This is a genomic window from Rhodopirellula sp. P2, assembly GCF_028768465.1.
Classification (GTDB): domain Bacteria; phylum Planctomycetota; class Planctomycetia; order Pirellulales; family Pirellulaceae; genus Rhodopirellula.
Map to the genome: position 1 here is coordinate 832,871 of NZ_CP118225.1, position 17,914 is coordinate 850,784.

Genomic DNA, 17,914 nt, shown 5'->3' on the forward strand with positions numbered 1-17,914 from the left:
TCCGATGGAAAAACAATCGTCCTCTCGCTTGACCCTGCAAGACACGCAAATCGTGGAAACGATCGCCAAATTGCAACGTCGGATCAGCGAACGATTCCCCGACTCGGGACTGCAGCATTTATGCGGCGAACTGCTCGAAGTCGGCCGCAGCGCCTCGCAGCGATCTCAAGAAATCGGTCGACCGATTCGGCGCATTCGCTTCGCCAGTTACCTGTTGCTCGCCGGATTGATCGGATCCTTGATCGTTCTGATCTTCTCCATCGCACAACCGGCGACGACAGATTTGTCCAGCGATGACATGAAACTTCCCAACCTGATCGCGATGGCGGATTCTTCCAGCCAAGTGATGCTGTTGCTCAGTGCGGGCATCTACTTTCTGATCTCGCTGGAAACGCGATTGAAACGTCGCCGTGCATTGACGGCCATTCACGAATTGAGGTCGATGTGTCACATCATCGACATGCATCAACTCACCAAAGACCCCGAACGAGTGCTCTCCAATTTCCGCGGCACGGACAACTCGCCGCGACAAAAGATGACGCCTCTGGAATTGAACCGATACCTCGACTACTGCAGCGAGATGCTGTCGTTGACAGGGAAGATTGCGGCGCTCTACGTCAAGAACTTTGACGACACCGCCTCCGTCGCAGCGGTCAGTGAAGTCGAACAACTCTCGTCCGGTTTGTCGCGAAAAATCTGGCAGAAGATCATGATCCTCAACCAGTCGATTGGAATCGCGACGCCGACACGCCACCCCAACCCACAGTGACCATGTCGCCAACCAAATCCCCGAGCCCCAAGCCGATTCAAAAGCGACTGCTCGACGCCGCGAAAGAACTTTCCGATCAAGTCGACAAGCTCGAATTCGCAGAACCGGTCACGCACGTCTACAACCCGCTGCGATATGCCTGGGGACTTCATCAACAATACGTGGGACAAATCGGAGCCAACGCTCACGTGTTGTTCCTTGGCATGAACCCGGGACCGTGGGGCATGGCTCAAACCGGAGTGCCGTTTGGTGAAATCAATGCGGTCGTTCAGTGGATGGGGCTGGAAGGCGAGGTCGAACGCCCGGCCGACGAACACCCCAAACGTCCCATCGAAGGCTTGCATTGCGGTCGAAGCGAAGTCAGCGGACGCAGGTTATGGGGACTGGTTTCAGAGAAATACCCTGACCCGGCCGATTTCTTCCAGCAGCACTTCGTCGCGAACTATTGCCCGCTCGTGTTCATGGAAGCGGGCGGAAAGAATCGAACGCCCGACAAATTGCCCGCCAACGAAAGAGACTCCTTGCAAGCCATCTGCGACGCGCACTTGGCAAAAGTCATCACGGCAGCTCCTTGGACCGATTTGGTCGGAGTCGGGGCGTTCGCTGAAAACTGTCTCAAGCGAGTGGTGAAATCCATCGAAGGATCCAACGACCATCCCACTCCGAAAGCATCGGTTCGGCAGAAAAGTGCCAGCCAACCGCCTTTCAACATCCATCGAATCCTGCATCCCAGTCCCGCTTCCCCGGCGGCGAACAAAGATTGGGCTGGCAAGGTGACCAGCCAACTGACGGACGCCAAAATTTGGTGATCCGGAGGCCCCGCGGGTTTGGTTGAGGTTGCAAATTTCACGTGCTCCCCCGCCAATTGGGTCTGCTAGACTGACGCTGTTCGACCATCGGGGGCGGAAATACCCCCCTCGACGGAAAATGCACTCGCATGGGGCAACGAATTGGTGGATTCCGTTTCGCAGTATCGCCGTCGCACTCGGCTGACCGCTTACGCCGTCAGTTCCTTGATCGGAATCCTCGTGGTGCTGCTCAATGTTCCCTGGCGGTACACGCAAATCAGCGAGAGCTGGATGGGCGAACCCTTCACATTGGTGCAACGCGTGCCGGTCTTGGACACAGACCAAATCACTCGGGCGGGTTGGCCTTGGCGATACCAAGTGGTGATCGATGAAGGCATCCAACGAACCTCCACAAAGTCAAAGCCCAGCAACGCTCTGGCCGCAATCGCCATTGCGAATCACACCCCACAGTATTGGTCCGGCCGAGCTTTGCTGGGCGACATCCTCTTTGCTTCAGCGCTGATCTATTTCGCGTTTCGACTGTGGTGTTGGCGAGGTGAGCGGATCGCGGTTTCTGAAACTCCCGAACGGACGCGACGAAAATTCGACATCGCCGTGGCCTCGGGGTGCTTTCTGCTGCCCGCCAGCCTGGTTTTCAGCAGCAACTGGATTGCCAAGACCCACCTGGCAAAGATTCAATCACTGGAATGCCGTGGTGGTTATCAATTCACTTTTGAAGCCCCCCAATTTCTCGAAAAGAGGATTCCGATCCAACTGCACGCGTCCTTTTTGCGACTGCGTACCGTGGAGCTTTACTCGCCCTCTGAAAAGGCTCTGCAAACACTGCTTGGCACACCGACCTTGCGATCGGTGTTGGTCTTCGATGGGCATTTGAATGAACATTCGCTCGATCCACTTTGCAATGCCATCGAGCTGACCAGTCTGTCGCTGAACCGTTCGCCTGTCTCGGAAAAGATTTGCGAGGACATTCGAGACTGCAAGCGGCTGATGTACCTCGGAATTGAACAATGCAATCTGGATTCCCAGATGGCAGCGTTGATCAACCAGATGGACAAACTGCAGCACGTTGATCTGCGTCGAAACCCGCTGAATCTCGATGCCATCTCCAAACCAAAGTGGTCGTCCACCTGTCGCTCACTGATTCTCAGCCGTCCGAAGCCGGGCCAACAAGGACACCTGAATCTGTCCCAGTGGCCGAACCTCGAACGCCTGTCCATCCGCGATTCGATCCGAATCTACAACGATGCGACGCTCCAATTGTCGCTCACGGACATGCCTTCACTGGAAACGATTGAGCTGGATCGCTCACAAAAGCATTCCTTGCACGCACAGAACCTACCGCGATTCCGACAAATCCTTGAACCGATTGATCTGATGCTGCTGTATGGTCGAGAGGATCAATTGAATGGCCTGACTCGGTTTGAATCCGTCCACCTGGTGAATGTCCCAAACTTCCGCCGGTTGGAGTGTCATGCCGCGGATTTGAAAGAGCTTCGGTTGAAGGATGTCGGTCGGCTGAAAGAGATCTATTTGGGCGTGTACCGGTATGACTCACATGGCCAGATCACGGCCGAGGATTCCATCGTTGCGGGCAACGATGCGTGGCTTCAGCAAATTGCTCAAACGCCATCATTGACCAAAGTCGACCTGGCTGGCGTTCAATTTCCGCGGGAGTCTTACGAACGACTCGCCTCGCTTTCGTACATGAAGCACCTGCACCTTCAAAAAGCCAACCTCAAGCACACCGATTTGGACTGGGTGTTTCGCCTGGACCAACTGCAGTCCCTCGCCATCCGTGACTGCCGGATCTCTGCAGAATGGCTTGAGAAATGCCTCGTGCGGCTGCCCAAACTCCGAAGTCTCCACGCCGATCTTTCGGACCTGGATGAGCTCACCATCGCCGAGAATCAAAGTCTGACGTCGCTGGATCATTTCGAAGTTTCCAAGCTGAATCGCCTGGAGCTTCGAAGTCTTCCGCGACTTCGAGGTTCGATTCAAATCCGTGGCGAGATTGAGAATTTACAATTGATCGACCTGCCGCTACTCGATGAACTCTTGATCGAAAGCCCTTGGCCTCGACAGGCAAAGCTGAAAGGGCTCACCAAACTGCGTTACTTCGGCGGTGGAGGCCCCGAACTTGACGACGACGTGATCGACCAAGTGCTGAAATTCAAACAGCTTGATCACTTGATGTTGGCCTATCCCAACATCTCGAAGGAACGACTCCAGGCTTTGGGACAGTACCGGTATCTGACCGGCTTGGAGCTCCCTGGATGTCGCGTGGACGACGAGGTGGCCTCACATTGGTCCAAGCTGCTGCGGTTAAGAGTTGCGAATTTCGACGACACGCAGGTGTCATCGCGCACCTTTCATTGGCTGCATGCGATTCCGTCGCTTCGCAGGCTCTCCATCGCTCGCGTGCCCATGGACGCCGATGCGAGACGCATTGTCAGCTCGCTGTACCAGCTGTCTTCCTTGAATCTGAGCGGTGTTAATTTTCCGGCTGAAGATCTCGAACGTCTGCTCACAGACGGCAATCTCGAGGCTCTCGACTTGGCTGGTTGCTCCCTCAGCGAGGCACATCTCCAAGTCCTTGCCGATTCCCAGACGCTCCGCCGCGTGGTCTTGAAAGACTGTTTCTTGGACCCCAAACAAATCGCAAATCTGCTTCAAATCAACCCCAAACTGACTTTGGACTTGGGTGTTCATGACCAATCCTTCTTCGTCAATTTTGCACCACCCTATCGCACGCGTTTGATCGGTTGTCGCGTTCGCCGGCAATCCTTTCTGCAACCGAACCGACCTCCAATCACCCTCCCAAGATCGACGAACAGCATCCTGCTGGAAGAATCGTCCTTCCCAGATGACAGCAGCGATCTTGGCACGCTGAAAAACCAAGACAACACGGTGCACCTCGTGTCGGGCAGTCAGGACTCCGAAGATGCCCCGGAGCCAAACCATCACATTGTCGTGGACTTGGCTGAGTTTCGAATGCAATCCGAACGAGCGTTTTCAACGGAGCTATTTCGTTCCATCAACGAAAGAGTGGCCACCAAGTGAGCGACTGACGGTCAGCCAATCCAATGCTTGCGGGCCAACTGCAAACGCAATGAATGGACGACCACGCAAACGACTTGCGTCACTCCGGGTCAAACCATCGGAGTGGCTTTCTGCTGACGAGAAGCCAACCCACCCAGCACGATTGATCCTCCGACCAGCAACGTGAAACCACCAAGGATCACGATTCCGGTCGCGGTCAAACGTTCTCGCAACTGCCTATCGGCAATGGCCATTTCAAGGACCTTTTTGTCGTCTGGCTCAATGCGAATCAGGATCGCTTTTTCGTACTTCTTCTCATCGCCCACTTGGACACTGCCCTCGTAGCGACGCACCACCAATTCATCCCGTATCCAATCAACGTCCAGCGGAATCATCTCGGGCTCGGTTGCCCAATCGTGTTGGGAAGACAACGCGTCAACGTAACTCTCAACAGCCCCGCGAGCGTAAACGACGAGCAACTCGTCGGCTTCTTCCATGGAATCACTCGGTCCCGACGTCACCACCACGCTGTATTCATCTCCATCATTCTTGGACGACTCCTCAATCCATCCGGGGCGGTCGGCGGGATAGATCAAGTGCGACAGCGGCGCGACGCTGAGTTCCGCCGCGTCGTCCGTGTCCTGTTCCAGCTCGACTTTGATTTCATCGTCGGCAAAGCAGTGACAGGTGGTCGATAGGTTCCAACCTGGCAGACCGCCCAGGAAGAACAGGGCTGCCGCGATCGGCAACCATCGGTATTCAGACGGTTGAGATTGCATCGGCTTTCACCCAAGGAGCTGACAATTGAGTCATCACGATCACGCCGCCGGCAATCAACATGCCTGCGGGTTGAGGGACGGGAACGATTTGGTGCACAACCCATTCACCCACCACCGCGACGGTGACCGCCCACAGGCTCAACCGAACGCGACGCAGGGGATCAACAGGTTTCCACATTCGAAGCAAGGCAAACAGCAACGCGAAGTGCCCCATCATGGCGGCCGCTTTCGGCACTCCTGATTCCAAGTAGAACGAAACCGGAAGGACGGTCGCATCAATGTCTCGCCCCAAACCTTCGTCCATCGGGACCATCAAGAAGTGACCGAGCACGAACGCGAGCAACCCCAAACAGGCTCCCCAGGACGAGGACACCAGACGGCGGACCAAACCCTCTCCATCGCTGCCTTCCCAGAACTTTCCGATTCCCAACAATCCGAATGCACCCAGCCAAATCACCAGAGCCATCCACACGTAAGGTGCCAAGGCCATGGGCGTGAATGGGGTGCTGCGCATCCCGATCACGGAACTGAGCAACAACAGGACACCTGCCACAATCATGGAGGTCATTCCCGACGTGGCCCATTCGGCCGACCGTGACAACCGAGTTCGGTCCGACAAACTGGTTCTCAACAACGATCGAACTTGAGCTTTTGTCATCGTCGGTTTGACCACTGGGCGAACATTTGCAACGGCATGAGCAGGGGGGCCGTCCTGCCGGACGCCTTGCGAATCGGATGACGTTGGCGAATAGGACGCGGGATCCGATAGCTGCAACACGACATGACGAATCACGTAATAAGGAACATAGAAAAACCCCACCATCGACAGCACTGGTAGCAACCAATGCGTGTTGATCAACAAAATCGCGACTGCCGAAACGGCCAACACCAATTTGATGCCGGGAGACGTTTCCAGCGCTCGCCACCACGCTCGCGCATCTGAAAAACTGTTGCGAACAGCTCGAGCGATCGGTTCTTCCCCCGCCGACGAATTCAAAACCATCGACGCACCGCCCGAGTTTGGCGACGCCAATCCGGCGGCAACCACAGGGTCGATGTGTCGGCGTTTCTTCGACGGAAAACGGGAGGAATCGCTGTTGGACGGCTTCGATTCAGAAGCAACCACCTCCGCCAAAACCGGCGTCGGGTCCGAAGGCATCGAGGCCAACGAAAGCATCTCCGCGACGTCACGTGGACGTTTGCTGGGATCCTTTTGCAAGCATCGATGAACCACATTTCGATACGGGTTGGGCACCCGGGACAAGTCCGGTGAGTCGGTCAAGTGCTTGACGATGATCTCTTGCGGGGTCTCACCATCAAACGGCAGTTCGCCTGTCAGCATCTCGAACAAGATCACACCGAGTGCATACAAATCGATCTCCTGTCCATACTGTCCCCGGCCGATTTCCGGCGCCATGTAATGGAACGTTCCGATGCTCTCCGTGTGCCCACTGCGATGCGACGTGGAAATGAACTTGCTGAGCCCGTAGTCGCCGACTTTGACAATGCCGTTGTCGTCAAACAGGTTGCCCGGTTTGATATCACGGTGAACCAAACCGGCCGAGTGCAAATGAGCCACACCGGCGGACGCACCGGCAAACCAGTGCCGGACTTGCGATTCAAACAGACCGCTGGGCAGGACGTTGCGAGAATCGGATTTGGCGGACTTGGCTGCCTCATCCATCACTTCACGCAGGTTGGGGCCCGCGACGTATTCCATCACGACCCAAGCTTGGTCATCGGCGTCGCGACAAACGTCGTGAAGCGAAACCAAATTCAGATGCTTGAGGTTCAAGCAGTGAGAAACACCTCGCAGCTCCACTTCCAGGTTTCGCTGGATTCGTTTGAGCGCGACTTCTTTGCCCGCTTGGCTGACCGCGAAATACACCTCACCAAATCCCCCCACGCCGATGCCACGACGAATCGTGTATCGGTCCAGGACCAGATCGTTGGGGGAGTGGGTGAATTTCATCGGGCGTGATGTTGCCAAAGGATTCGAGTAGTCTGCGGGAAGTTCCATTGTATCGGCCAAAGCACTCATCGCATGCCTTTTCATCAAGACGAGAACGTTCCGTCAGATTCACTCGGACGGTCACACGGGGAGCCCGATGCTCCCCGTGCCAAGCGGATCACAGTGACGAATCGCTGTTTTCTTCGTCGAATTGAATCGAAACGTAGGCCTGATCGTCGCCACCATCCAGCTTTTGCATGTAGGAGGTGACATCATCGAGCAGGTTCTCATCCGAAGGCTCGTCCAAGTTGATCTCGCCGAAATACTCGACATCGACCTTCATGGTTTCCTCTTCCACGTCGATTCGCGTGGCAATGTCGTCCAGCAAGCGTCGCGTGTCCGACAGCGCACTGTCGTCGAGATGCAGTTGCGTGCTGGTCTGAGCCACACGCAGGGCACCTAAGCGAGCCTGCAGGTTCTCCACTTCGACTTCCAACTGGCGTTTGGCGTCCAGCATGGCGTCCATTCGCTCCGAAGCAGCGGCCAGCGAAGCTTCGCGAGCGGAGAGCATCTGCCGGATTTTCTCCGAGGTTTGCTGACGAGTTTGGAATCGTTTGAAGCGATTGCCCAGATCCGATTTGACTTGGGCCGACGTGTAAGTGACTCCCCCGTAGGAATAAATCGAGCTTTCGTCACGCAAATCGTTGGTCAGCCGTTCGATGTCCGTTTTTGCTTTCGCCAACTTCTCGTCCGTCGTGGACAACTCACGTTGCAATCGCACCACTTCAGTTTTTTCCTGAGCGATTCGGCGAGCATTTTGTTGAATCTCGGGTTTCAAATCCACGATCAATTGGCGGGCCCGATTGAGCTCCCATTCCAATGGAACCGCGTCGCTGGCGGAATTGGTCAGGTAAGACCAACCGCAACGTGCGTAGCTGCCAACCGGCGTGGCAATGGACAAACCAGACAACAAAGTGGCAGCGGTTCCTGCCAACACTAGTTTTTTGAGCATCGTTGTTCTCCTGAGAAAACATTTCGTGGGATTTCGGGGCGGAGTCAGTGCCGCATCATCGTGTTCTTCGTTCCAGGCAGTCGCGTCTTGGCAAACGGGCGCAAAAAAACTGAAAAACCCACTTTCCAGGTGAATTTCGGCGACCTGCAACGGGTCCGGTCCGTAGAAAGGCTGTGTCTCGAACTCGTGTTTTCTCCTCCTTTCACGTAATTCCAACGTGTTTCAATCCCGTTCAAGGTAGGTTTTCGATAAACCACATTGATTCTTCGGCCCCGATTTTGCCGAACCTAATCCTGGGTGAAGCCATCTGGAATGGTCCTGGGGAAACAACCATGTCAACTTCATCGCCAACACCGAATCCGTCTGAATGGGTGCCGTCTGATACCGGCTCACCACGGCATGAAATCCAGTGCCTCGATTGGGGACGAATCACCGCCCTGTTCGACGCTGAATCGGTCCACGCCGCCTTGGGCGATTGGATTGAGACGGATCTTTCGGACATGGAAACGCGATTGTCGGCGTTTCAAACGAAAAGCTCCGTCCTGCGTGGTTTGAAAGAATCGCGTTAAGGGACGATCGCCTCCTCCACCAACTTTTCGTGACGTCTTTTCACGATTGGATTGGTCCTCACACTGACATTTTGCTATTGTCGGCGCCGTTCCAGCACGGTTTCCCCCTGCCTGGATCGCAAATTCCTCCGGATGGTTACTCGGATTGTTCGGGTTGTAGTTGAGTCGACGACAGAATTGGCTGCTGCACACTCAGTCGGTCGATCTTGCTTGACGCAGACACATGGACCGCCTCCCCGTGGCGTTTCTCCCACTCAATGCCTGACCCACACCCAGCAAGGAAGCTGAGATGAATACCCCCCGTCGTCAATTTTTGGGACTCGCCGGCGGATTGCTGGCTGGTGGACTCTCTCAATCGAACCTCTTCGGCCAAGATCCTCAGTGGACCAAACCGGTTCACCGGGTCGCCAACGCCGCCTTGTCCGCACAGAAAGCCGCCCCGGCCGCCGGAATCAATTCCGCAAAGGCCGACTTGGTTCGCGGCCTGGAAATGGCCCGCCAATCGCTTTCTCGTTCGAAAGCGGAAGTCAACGACTACACCGCCATCCTGGTGAAACGGGAACGCATTGGCGACACCGTTGGCGAACACGAATACATGACCATCAAGGTTCGCAACCGCAAAGAGGTCAATGGTCGGTTGGTTCAACCCTTCAGCGTTTACTTGGCGTTCCTGAAGCCGAGTTCGGTCAAAGGCCGCGAGGTCATCTACGTCGAAAATCAGAACAACGGCAACATCGTGGCTCACGAGGGTGGCTTCAAAGGCCGCTTTTTGCCGACGGTCTCGATTCCGCCAACCGGGATGTTGGCGATGCGTGGCCAACGATATCCGATGACCGAAATCGGTGTCGAAAACATGATCCTGAAGCTGATCGAACGAGGCGAAAAGGCTCTGCAGTTCGAAGACGTTCACGCTGAGTTCCGCAAAGGCGCTCGCCTGAAAGATCGTTCCTGCACGGTGCTGCAGTTGACGCAACCTACCCGCCGTCCGGATGCCGAATTCCACACCGCTCAGGTGTTCATGGACGACGAACTGGACATGCCCATTCGCTACATCGCATACGATTGGCCTGCTGCTGCCGACGGACGTGGCGAGGTGATTGAGGAGTACAACTACCTCAACCTGAAGGTCAACGTTGGGCTGACGGACGCCGATTTTGATCCGTACAACGAAGCCTACAACTTCCACTCGTAGGCGCCTCACTGCTGAAAAGCGGACAGAATGCAAATGGAATCCGATGCGGGGAAGTCACGGAAACAGTCATTGCTCTAGTGGGAGTACAATTGGTTGTTTCCTTTTCCCTGCCTTGCCTTTCCCTCGGCCGTTCTATTTGGCGGCCGCCTTCCCTTCGGCCAACCCCGGCCATGCTGTTCGCGGAGTCTGATCATGCCGTCCATTACTCGCCCCGCATCGCTCGCCGTGACCTCCATCGCAGCGGCATTCATCGGTTTGGCCTCGCTGCTTTTCATCGGGTGCAATGGACCGAGCAACTCGGCTCCCGCTGCAAATATCCCTGCGGATGCGATCCAGCAAGTCGTCGGCTCAGCGGACAACGAAAGCCTGGTCTTGGTCAAGTTTGGTGCCCCCTGGTGCGGTCCATGTCGACAAGTCGACAAAGAAATCGCGTCCCTCGCCTCGACTCTGCCAGAGGACGTTCGCGTGATCACCGTTGATGTGGACGAGCGTCCCGAAGTCGCCGCGAAATTTGGCATTCAGGGCATCCCCCGAATGTTCTTGGTTCGAAACGGCGAAGTCCTGGCTGACGAAGTTGGGTATCGCTCGGAGTCGGAACTGCGAAATTGGGTCGCAAGCTACCAGTGACCTCGACCGGATCCCGTCTGCGTTTCTGTTATCGCAGGCACTGGGCCCCCAGATCAGATTGGGGAGCCCACATTCTGGAGTGTTTGCCGGATCTTCTCGAATAGTCATCTGGGAATTTCTGCCGTCGCAATCTACGGTGCTGCCTGATTGAAGCACCACGAACAGGCGACCAAGCCTGGCGTTCCTCCATTTGGCCCGCCCGAATGAATTCAGCCAAAGAGAATCTTTCCGGATACCAATCCGATTCTTCCAACACCGCTCCCCAACCAGCGGCATTTCCCGCCAGTCGCTACGCACTGTTCTTCGGCCTGGCCATCGCCGGAGGGGCGCTGGATCTGTGGAGCAAGGAAGTCGTCTTTCGCTGGCGCGGCCTGCCCGGAACCCAAGATGTTCACTGGATCATTGAGGGCTACTTCGGAATCGAAACCGCAGTGAACATTGGCGCGGTCTTCGGCTTGGGAGCCGGCCAGGGATTGATGTTCGCAGCCATCTCAGTGATCGCCGCTGTGGCGATCGTCGCCTGGCTGTTCTTCTTCCAGGCAGCCCGTTCGAGTTGGTTGACATTCGCCTTGGGATGCATCACGGGGGGGATCATCGGCAACCTTTACGACCGCCTAGGATTTTGGTGGGAACCTGGACTGCCCGATCAGTGGCAAAGCGGCGTTCGCGATTGGATTCTCTGGCAAGCGTCGGAGCAATGGAAATGGCCCAACTTCAACATTGCGGATTCCCTGTTGGTCACCGGAGCAATCATGTTGTTGATTCAATCCTTTTTCTTCCCACCTCCGCCGCTGAACGAACCTGCTGGCACCGTCTCTCCAGACGATGACACCGCGGCCCCCACCGAAGGTCCGAAGCCGGCATCCTCGTGAGAACCTCGTTGATCGCTGCCCCGCGTCACGGACTCGCCCGATTCTTGTGGGTGTGGCGTTGGTGGCTGTTCTGCACGGGTTGCCTGTCAGCGATCCCGCTGACGATTTACCAGACCGACCTGGGCATGGATCGATCCCTGGCCGCGATGTTTTCGCCGTCCGATCCCACTCTGAACCAGTATCAACATCTGCAACAAACCTTCGGCGGCAATTTGGTCGTCATGCTGGTCTACGATGACGCGGAGCTGATGACGCCGGAGGGTCTCGCACGCAACCAAAAGTGGACCCAGTCGGCCGAATCGATCGATGGCGTGCGGGGTGTCCTTTCCGTCGCGAAATTGGTCCAAGCCTTTGCCTACATACGTCCCCAGTTCTCGTTCCTGGGCGGATCCATCCAATCGGATCAAGAGGCCACCCCAGCACCGTCGACGATGCTCGCGGAAGACGACCCCGTCGCGAATTCATTTCGAGAACTTTTCGCGGGATACACGCACGGTCGAGATGAGCAGACCGCTGCCATCGTCGCGATGCTTCAACCTGGCCACACCGAGTCAGCCATCGAAGACTTGCAACGACTGGCCGACCAAATCCCTTCCGACCGGGCTCCGGTTCTGATTGGCGAACCGGTGCTGCTCGATGATGCTTTTGACATGATTCAAGCGGATGGCAACCGCCTGGCACTGGGAACAATCGGTTTGCTCAGCCTGGTCATGCTACTGACCCTGCGCGACTACCGAGTCGTCTTGTTAGCAGCGATGGCGATCGCTTGGGCGACGGTCTGCACCCGTGCCTCGATGGTTGCTTTGGGAATGGAAATGTCATTGGTTTCAACCATTTTGATCGCAATCATTGCGGTCATCGTGGTGGCCGCGGTGATGCACCTCGGCGTCCGATCACGCGACAGCGTGGGCGACACCGAGTCATCCCCTTCAAGCGAGTCGACCATTCGAGTCATTGCCTTCTTGGCCATTCCGATCCTGTGGACATGTCTCACCGACGCGGCTGGTTTCGCATCGCTGCTGAACTCTGACGTTCGTCCGGTGCAGCAGTTTGGCGAGATGACTGCCGTGGCGGCCGTGGCCATTGTCGCCGCCTTGATCTGGTTCACCCCTGCTTTGATGAGCCTGCCTTCTGGGAAGCGTGAACAGCCGCACGAGACGCCTCTCGATGATCGACTCTCGCCGTCAAAACGATTCCTCGTTCATCTGGTTTCGACCAGCCTGCGCCATCGAAAGCTTCTGTCGATGGCCGCTGTCATCGCCTTGGTCGTGTGCACCATCATGGTGACGCAACTCAAAACCGAGACGAGTTTTCTCAGCAACTTTCGTGACAGCAGTCGCATCGTTCAAGCGTACGAGAGGGTAGAACAACAACTGGGTGGGGCGGGAGTGTGGGACGTCGTCCTGCCGGCTCCTGACACCATCACCCCCGAGTACGCAAATCGTGTTCGGAAATTCGAAACCGAACTGCGTGAACTGGAAGTGGTTGATTCGGCCACGGGGCAAACTCATGGTCTGACCAAAGTCTTGTCGCTCGCGGATGCCGATGAAGTTGCGGCGATGAGTCCGTTGTTGTCGCTCGTCACGCCGGAGGTCCGCCTGACTGGAATGCGATCCGCCATCCCAACCTTCGCGGACGCATTGCTGACGTTTGATCCGCCCCAGGAAGGCAGCCAACGTCAACTGCGGATCATGCTGCGCAGCGAAGAAGGTCTGCCGGGTGAAGTCAAGCGAAAACTGATTGAGCGAGTCTCGCAGTCGGCCCAGGACTTCGACGAGCGTTCACTCGTGACCGGCTACTCGGTGCTGATGTCGCAACTGGTCAGCAGCCTGCTGCGTGATCAGTGGAACGCGCTGGCGATCGCCTTGGCCCTGGTGGGGATTCTGATTGCACTCGCGACGGGAAGCTTGCGTTATGCACTCGTTGCGCTGTTGACCAACACACTGCCGATCATGTTCGTGCTGGCGCTGATGGGATTGGCCGGAGGGGGCTTGGATTTGGGATCCGCCATGATTGGTGCGGTCTCCATCGGGTTGTCGATCGATGGTTCCATTCACTTCTTGGCCGGGTACCAACGCGGCCGAACAGCGGGACTGGATTCGACGACCGCAGCCACCGAGGCGGCGACGGATGTGGCGACTCCGATTTTGCTGGCCACCTTGGCATTGGTCGTTGGCTTCGGGATTTTGATGACCAGCCCTTTCATTCCCACCGCGACCTTTGGCATGTTGATTGCCGCGACCTTGGCCGCTTCGGCGGCGACCAATCTGATGCTGTTGCCTGCCGTCATCGTTGCCGTCGACCGCCCGACAATCTCACCTTGATTCCAATTTCACCCTGAAACTCCAGAATGAACATGCACCTTCTCGGCGTCGCCTTGGACATGGACGGGCTGTTATTCGACACCGAACGAATTTACTTCCAAGTGGGGCAAGTGTTGCTGCAACGTCGTGGGCACACGTTCACATTGGAATTGCAACAAAAGATGATGGGTCGGATCGGGTTGTCAGCGATCGGCCAAATGATTGAACACCATGGGCTGGATGACGATCCAGTGTCTTTGCTGGCGGAATCCGACGATGTTTACGGTGAGCTTTTGCTCGGTGAACTTCGACCGATGCCAGGCCTGGAAGAATGGATCGGGCGTTTGAAAACCAGCGGATTGCCCTTTGGTTTGGCGACCAGCAGTCGACGCAAGTTTGTGGACCAGATTTTGCCCACCACGCAGTGGGCCACCGACTTGGCATTCATCTTGACGGGTGACGATGTCACGCACGGCAAACCCCATCCAGAGATGTACTTGAAAGCCGCTGATCGACTTGGCGTGTCGCCATCTCAAATGCTGGTTTTGGAAGACAGTGGCAACGGTGCCAAGGCGGCGGTCTCCGCCGGCGCGGTCACAGTGGCGGTTCCCAACGAGCACACTCAATTGCATGCGTTCGAGGATGTTCATCTGGTGGCCGACTCACTGGCAGACCGAAGATTGTGGGATCTGCTGCCTTCGAAAAGCGACTTTTCGTAAGCACTGATCGCAAAACGAGTGTTCCGAAGCCACTCAGTCCTTCCAGTCCACGTCCGTTCGAGCGTGCAAGCGTTTGCTGACCTGCGTGTTGCCTCCGGAAACCAAATCCAACTGTTCCAAGACATTGTCAATCGGGATCTGCTGCGCTTCGTGAACCAGAATCGGCGTCACGCCAGGAATCACCACCGTCGTCAAAGATCCAGTGTGAGCAGCTGACACCTTGGGTTCCAGCCGTTCTCGCTCGGATTCGCTTCCGACCAACAGCAACAAACGCTGGCGACCGCCACAGTGCAACAACGGCGGAGATGCAACTTGCAAAGCGGATTCAATCGTCGTCTGCTCGGTCCACAAAGAATTGCCGCCCGGCTTGCGTTCAAACGTTTGCGTTTCAAAGACGCCTGTTTTGGCGAGTTGCGCCGTGTTGGCATCGCGTGAAACGGGAATGGTTTGCGTGTTGGTCATCTCTGATTCATGAGTCAACGCAGCCGCTGCAGAAGTCGAGGTGTCGGTGAGATTTTCGGAAGAATGTCGATGCGAGTCGATCACATTTTCAATCACCGGCAAACACTTGGCAACCAAATCGGCAGCCATCGCTTGCTCGTCCCATTCGACCTTGGCGTCTCGCAACGGGCCCAGCAACCAAATGGATGCGGTCTGCGAATGCAAATCCTCCAGCACAGGATTGAAGCGCATTTGGATTTCTTGCGGCATTTCTTCCCAAGGGTTTTCCGTGTCCCGATTGTCACCGGGTATGCAACGGATGGCTTGCGCAATTCGAATCGCCATCTTGGTCAGCGTTTCATGCAAGGTCTTCATGCGCTGTGTGAAGGCCTTCAGTTGCTCCGCAGCGAGCTCCGATGCGATCACATCCAGTTCCATCATCGCCAATTTCTCAGCGGACTCGATCTCCATTTCCAGATCTTGCTGAGAAGATCCTTTTCGGCGTTCTTCGTCTTGTTGACGTCGCAGATCCAAACCGAATTGTCCCAACTCTTTCACCGCATCGTTGCACCACTTCATCAACCCTTCGGTGGCCTGCACACTGGAGGTGACATCAATTCGCCCATCGTGCATCCGCACCGAAATTTCGCGGCGCAGCATCACCATTTGCGTTGCTGCCCGACGATCCAGTCGATGAAGAACGTCGCACTCACTCAGCGTCTCTTTCAGCAACCGTGTGACCTTGGTTCCCTCCAACAATTCCGGCACAGGAATGCGTGAAATCAGTTCGGAAAGGTGACTGGTGATCGCATCGCTGTCTTGACCAAAAGGCGACTTCGCTTCGTCCAGATAGGACGCGACATCCAGGCCGCATCGTTTGCGTAGACGCTCGGCGGTCAGCCCGGCGATCTGCCGCGATTCATTCGGATTCCCCAACCAACGAAGCAACAAATGCCTCGCGGTGGTGGGAGCCAACAGATTCTCCTCCAACGCTCGAACACATTTCAGACGCGACACGCCCACAGAACGCAACATTGGCTTGGAGAGCAAGCCCGCGTCGGCTTGGTCACTGCGGCGAGCTTCCGCCAACAATTCCCCAGCGCCGGTGGCATCCACCCACAGGTAATCCACGATGGTCGCTGCTGCGGAACAAGAATCCGGCAGAGCATGATCTCCATCGACCACCACATACGCGTTGCGAAGCGGATTTCGCGAGGCCGGCACACCTTGCCACTGAATCCCCGAATCGCCGGGGTAACTGTTCTCCGGCAACATGTAGTGCCCGATTTCAGATACTGCCGCATGCGAATCATGCAACGTCAGCGGTTGATGCGGATTGCCCTGCAACGACACCGTCGAAAGCAACGGTAAAACCGAAGCACTTTCCAGTCCCGCTTCATCCAACAACGTCCGAATTCGTGGAGCCAGATCCATCACCATGCCGCTGGCGGTGCCTCCCGAAAGAGACCCCACGATGTAGACGGAGGGCACGCGGTCACCACAAACGGCCGCCAAGTGATCAATCGATGCGCGAAGTCCCGTGTCAATGCTTTTCGCATGATCAACCATCGCCAAACGCCCCAAAGGACGCATTCCCTCGGTCGCACCACTGCGGGGCACGTTGTAGATCCAACGTCGTGACAACGAACGAAAATGATCGGTTCGACCTTCTCGATATTGCTGGGCAGACTTCAGCGGCGTGTGCAGAATGGTTGCGGGCGGGATGCGATCGGATGCCTCCGCCAGACGGGCGGCATGAATGGCGCTCATGTCGGTGTCAATCAACACCGAATGCAAATCCAGCGGGCATGCGCTGTGCAGCGTCGCGACCCGGCTACGCAGTTCGTGCAGGCATTCCGCCCCGGCACCGCCGACGGCGACCACCAAGGCGTGCCCCGTCACACGTCCGTGAAAGATTGCACACCGGGATTGCAAACTTGGCAGATCTTCCACCGCTTCTTGGCGGGTGAGAACGCTAGCTTTGGTCGTCGTCTGAACCACCGTTCCTTCGCGTCCACGCGGGGTACGGAGAGCCTCGACGAAATCCTTGCACGATTCAAAGCGCCGTTCAGGATCTTTTTCGAGGGCGCGTGCCACGGCCACACGGTCCGCCGCTGGCAACGAGTCCAGCACAGGCGCCGCATGAATGTGTTGTGTCGCCAACTGAGCGATCGTGCGCCCAGCAAAGGGTCGCGTTCCCGTCAGCAACTCTTGGTACATCACTGCCAAGGAGTACTGGTCGCTGTTGATGCTGGGCCGGCCGTCGAACAATTCCGGCGGAGCGTAGATTGGTGTCAGACCGCCGATCACCGAATGATCGATCTCGCGTAAATCCTTCAGCAATCCAAAGTCACCCACTTTCACGTGCCCACCAACAAGCAACAAGTTGCCTGGCTTCACGTCCAGGTGCTGCAATTGGTAGCTGCCATGCAAGTAGTCCAGTGCATCCGCCGCGTCATGCAAGTACGAAAGCAATGCCGCGCGAGGGATCCCACACGACCCACGGTCTTGATGGCGTTTGAGAACATCTTCGAGTGAACCGTCAGCCAACTCTGTCACGATGACCAACCGGTCATTCACAATGCCGAACCGCTCGAGCGTTAACAAGAACGGGTGGTGGACCCCCTTGATACGTTCCAACGACTTCAATTCGCGGGAACCACGCTTGGCATCTTTGGCACCAAAGACAAATTTGACTGCCTTCTTGAGCCCACCTGGCGCATTGGCTCGCCACACCTCACCAAAGCCGCCTTCGCCAATCTTCTTTTCCAGCCTGTAACCGGTGATGGGCTCGTAACCTGGTGCGATCGTGTGGGTTGTTTTGACGGTCAT

Annotated in this window: 13 protein-coding genes; 9 read left to right on the forward strand and 4 right to left on the reverse strand. The window is 56.4% G+C overall.

Annotation, left to right across the window (positions count from 1 at the left end; all coding sequences use genetic code 11):
• Nucleotides 1-4 precede the first annotated feature (4 nt).
• The 3 genes from PSR62_RS02875 (at nucleotide 5) to PSR62_RS02885 (ending at nucleotide 4,638) form a co-directional block, all read left to right on the forward strand.
• Nucleotides 5-769: a hypothetical protein gene (locus PSR62_RS02875; protein ID WP_274406324.1), complete on the forward strand. Its 765-nt coding sequence runs from the start codon at nucleotides 5-7 to the stop codon at nucleotides 767-769.
• A 2-nt stretch (nucleotides 770-771) separates the two neighbouring features.
• Complete coding sequence (locus PSR62_RS02880; protein ID WP_274406325.1) at nucleotides 772-1,578, forward strand: single-stranded DNA-binding protein; 807 nt, start codon at nucleotides 772-774, stop codon at nucleotides 1,576-1,578.
• Between the two features lie 141 nt (nucleotides 1,579-1,719).
• Nucleotides 1,720-4,638 carry a protein kinase gene (locus PSR62_RS02885; protein WP_443217347.1) on the forward strand — a complete coding sequence of 973 codons (2,919 nt, stop codon included), beginning with the start codon at nucleotides 1,720-1,722 and terminating at the stop codon, nucleotides 4,636-4,638.
• An 89-nt stretch (nucleotides 4,639-4,727) separates the two neighbouring features.
• Here the strand turns inward: PSR62_RS02885 and PSR62_RS02890 are convergent, their stop codons facing one another.
• The 3 genes from PSR62_RS02890 to PSR62_RS02900 form a co-directional block, all read right to left on the reverse strand.
• Nucleotides 4,728-5,396, reverse strand: a complete 669-nt coding sequence (locus tag PSR62_RS02890; protein WP_274406327.1) for a hypothetical protein — start codon at nucleotides 5,394-5,396, stop codon at nucleotides 4,728-4,730.
• Nucleotides 5,377-7,452 (reverse strand): serine/threonine-protein kinase, encoded by a 2,076-nt coding sequence (locus tag PSR62_RS02895; protein ID WP_274408321.1) that lies wholly within the window; start codon nucleotides 7,450-7,452, stop codon nucleotides 5,377-5,379. Before PSR62_RS02895 ends, PSR62_RS02890 begins: the two co-directional genes overlap by 20 nt.
• A gap of 73 nt (nucleotides 7,453-7,525) precedes the next feature.
• Nucleotides 7,526-8,359 carry a hypothetical protein gene (locus PSR62_RS02900; RefSeq protein WP_274406328.1) on the reverse strand — a complete coding sequence of 278 codons (834 nt, stop codon included), beginning with the start codon at nucleotides 8,357-8,359 and terminating at the stop codon, nucleotides 7,526-7,528.
• A 332-nt stretch (nucleotides 8,360-8,691) separates the two neighbouring features.
• Here PSR62_RS02900 and PSR62_RS02905 point away from each other — a divergent pair, with 332 nt between their 5' ends.
• The 6 genes from PSR62_RS02905 (at nucleotide 8,692) to PSR62_RS02930 (ending at nucleotide 14,641) form a co-directional block, all read left to right on the forward strand.
• Nucleotides 8,692-8,928, forward strand: a complete 237-nt coding sequence (locus tag PSR62_RS02905; RefSeq protein ID WP_274406329.1) for a hypothetical protein — start codon at nucleotides 8,692-8,694, stop codon at nucleotides 8,926-8,928.
• Between the two features lie 289 nt (nucleotides 8,929-9,217).
• A complete protein-coding gene (locus PSR62_RS02910; protein WP_274406330.1) occupies nucleotides 9,218-10,120 on the forward strand; it encodes a DUF1571 domain-containing protein in 903 nt (300 codons plus the stop codon).
• Between the two features lie 192 nt (nucleotides 10,121-10,312).
• Nucleotides 10,313-10,747, forward strand: a complete 435-nt coding sequence (locus PSR62_RS02915) for a thioredoxin family protein (protein WP_274406331.1) — start codon at nucleotides 10,313-10,315, stop codon at nucleotides 10,745-10,747.
• 203 nt (nucleotides 10,748-10,950) lie between these two features.
• Complete coding sequence (locus tag PSR62_RS02920; RefSeq protein ID WP_274406332.1) at nucleotides 10,951-11,619, forward strand: signal peptidase II; 669 nt, start codon at nucleotides 10,951-10,953, stop codon at nucleotides 11,617-11,619.
• Nucleotides 11,616-13,943, forward strand: a complete 2,328-nt coding sequence (locus PSR62_RS02925) for an efflux RND transporter permease subunit (RefSeq protein WP_274406333.1) — start codon at nucleotides 11,616-11,618, stop codon at nucleotides 13,941-13,943. The genes PSR62_RS02920 and PSR62_RS02925 overlap by 4 nt, the downstream gene beginning before the upstream one ends.
• 32 nt (nucleotides 13,944-13,975) lie before the next feature.
• Complete coding sequence (locus tag PSR62_RS02930) at nucleotides 13,976-14,641, forward strand: HAD family hydrolase (RefSeq protein WP_274408322.1); 666 nt, start codon at nucleotides 13,976-13,978, stop codon at nucleotides 14,639-14,641.
• A gap of 33 nt (nucleotides 14,642-14,674) precedes the next feature.
• Here the strand turns inward: PSR62_RS02930 and PSR62_RS02935 are convergent, their stop codons facing one another.
• The gene (locus PSR62_RS02935; RefSeq protein ID WP_274406334.1) at nucleotides 14,675-17,914 is read right to left on the reverse strand and encodes a serine/threonine protein kinase; all 3,240 of its coding nucleotides are present in this window, start codon (nucleotides 17,912-17,914) and stop codon (nucleotides 14,675-14,677) included.

What these genes read in the sequence shown, in the direction of transcription:
- PSR62_RS02875 (WP_274406324.1), top strand. Translation starts at nt 5, where the DNA reads ATGGAAAAACAATCGTCCTCTCGCTTGACCCTGCAAGACACGCAAATC.
- PSR62_RS02880 (WP_274406325.1), top strand. Translation starts at nt 772, where the DNA reads ATGTCGCCAACCAAATCCCCGAGCCCCAAGCCGATTCAAAAGCGACTG.
- PSR62_RS02890 (WP_274406327.1), bottom strand. Translation starts at nt 5,396, where the DNA reads ATGCAATCTCAACCGTCTGAATACCGATGGTTGCCGATCGCGGCAGCC.
- PSR62_RS02895 (WP_274408321.1), bottom strand. Translation starts at nt 7,452, where the DNA reads ATGAAAAGGCATGCGATGAGTGCTTTGGCCGATACAATGGAACTTCCC.
- PSR62_RS02900 (WP_274406328.1), bottom strand. Translation starts at nt 8,359, where the DNA reads ATGCTCAAAAAACTAGTGTTGGCAGGAACCGCTGCCACTTTGTTGTCT.
- PSR62_RS02905 (WP_274406329.1), top strand. Translation starts at nt 8,692, where the DNA reads ATGTCAACTTCATCGCCAACACCGAATCCGTCTGAATGGGTGCCGTCT.
- PSR62_RS02910 (WP_274406330.1), top strand. Translation starts at nt 9,218, where the DNA reads ATGAATACCCCCCGTCGTCAATTTTTGGGACTCGCCGGCGGATTGCTG.
- PSR62_RS02915 (WP_274406331.1), top strand. Translation starts at nt 10,313, where the DNA reads ATGCCGTCCATTACTCGCCCCGCATCGCTCGCCGTGACCTCCATCGCA.
- PSR62_RS02920 (WP_274406332.1), top strand. Translation starts at nt 10,951, where the DNA reads ATGAATTCAGCCAAAGAGAATCTTTCCGGATACCAATCCGATTCTTCC.
- PSR62_RS02930 (WP_274408322.1), top strand. Translation starts at nt 13,976, where the DNA reads ATGCACCTTCTCGGCGTCGCCTTGGACATGGACGGGCTGTTATTCGAC.
- PSR62_RS02935 (WP_274406334.1), bottom strand. Translation starts at nt 17,914, where the DNA reads ATGACCGTCAAAACAACCCACACGATCGCACCAGGTTACGAGCCCATC.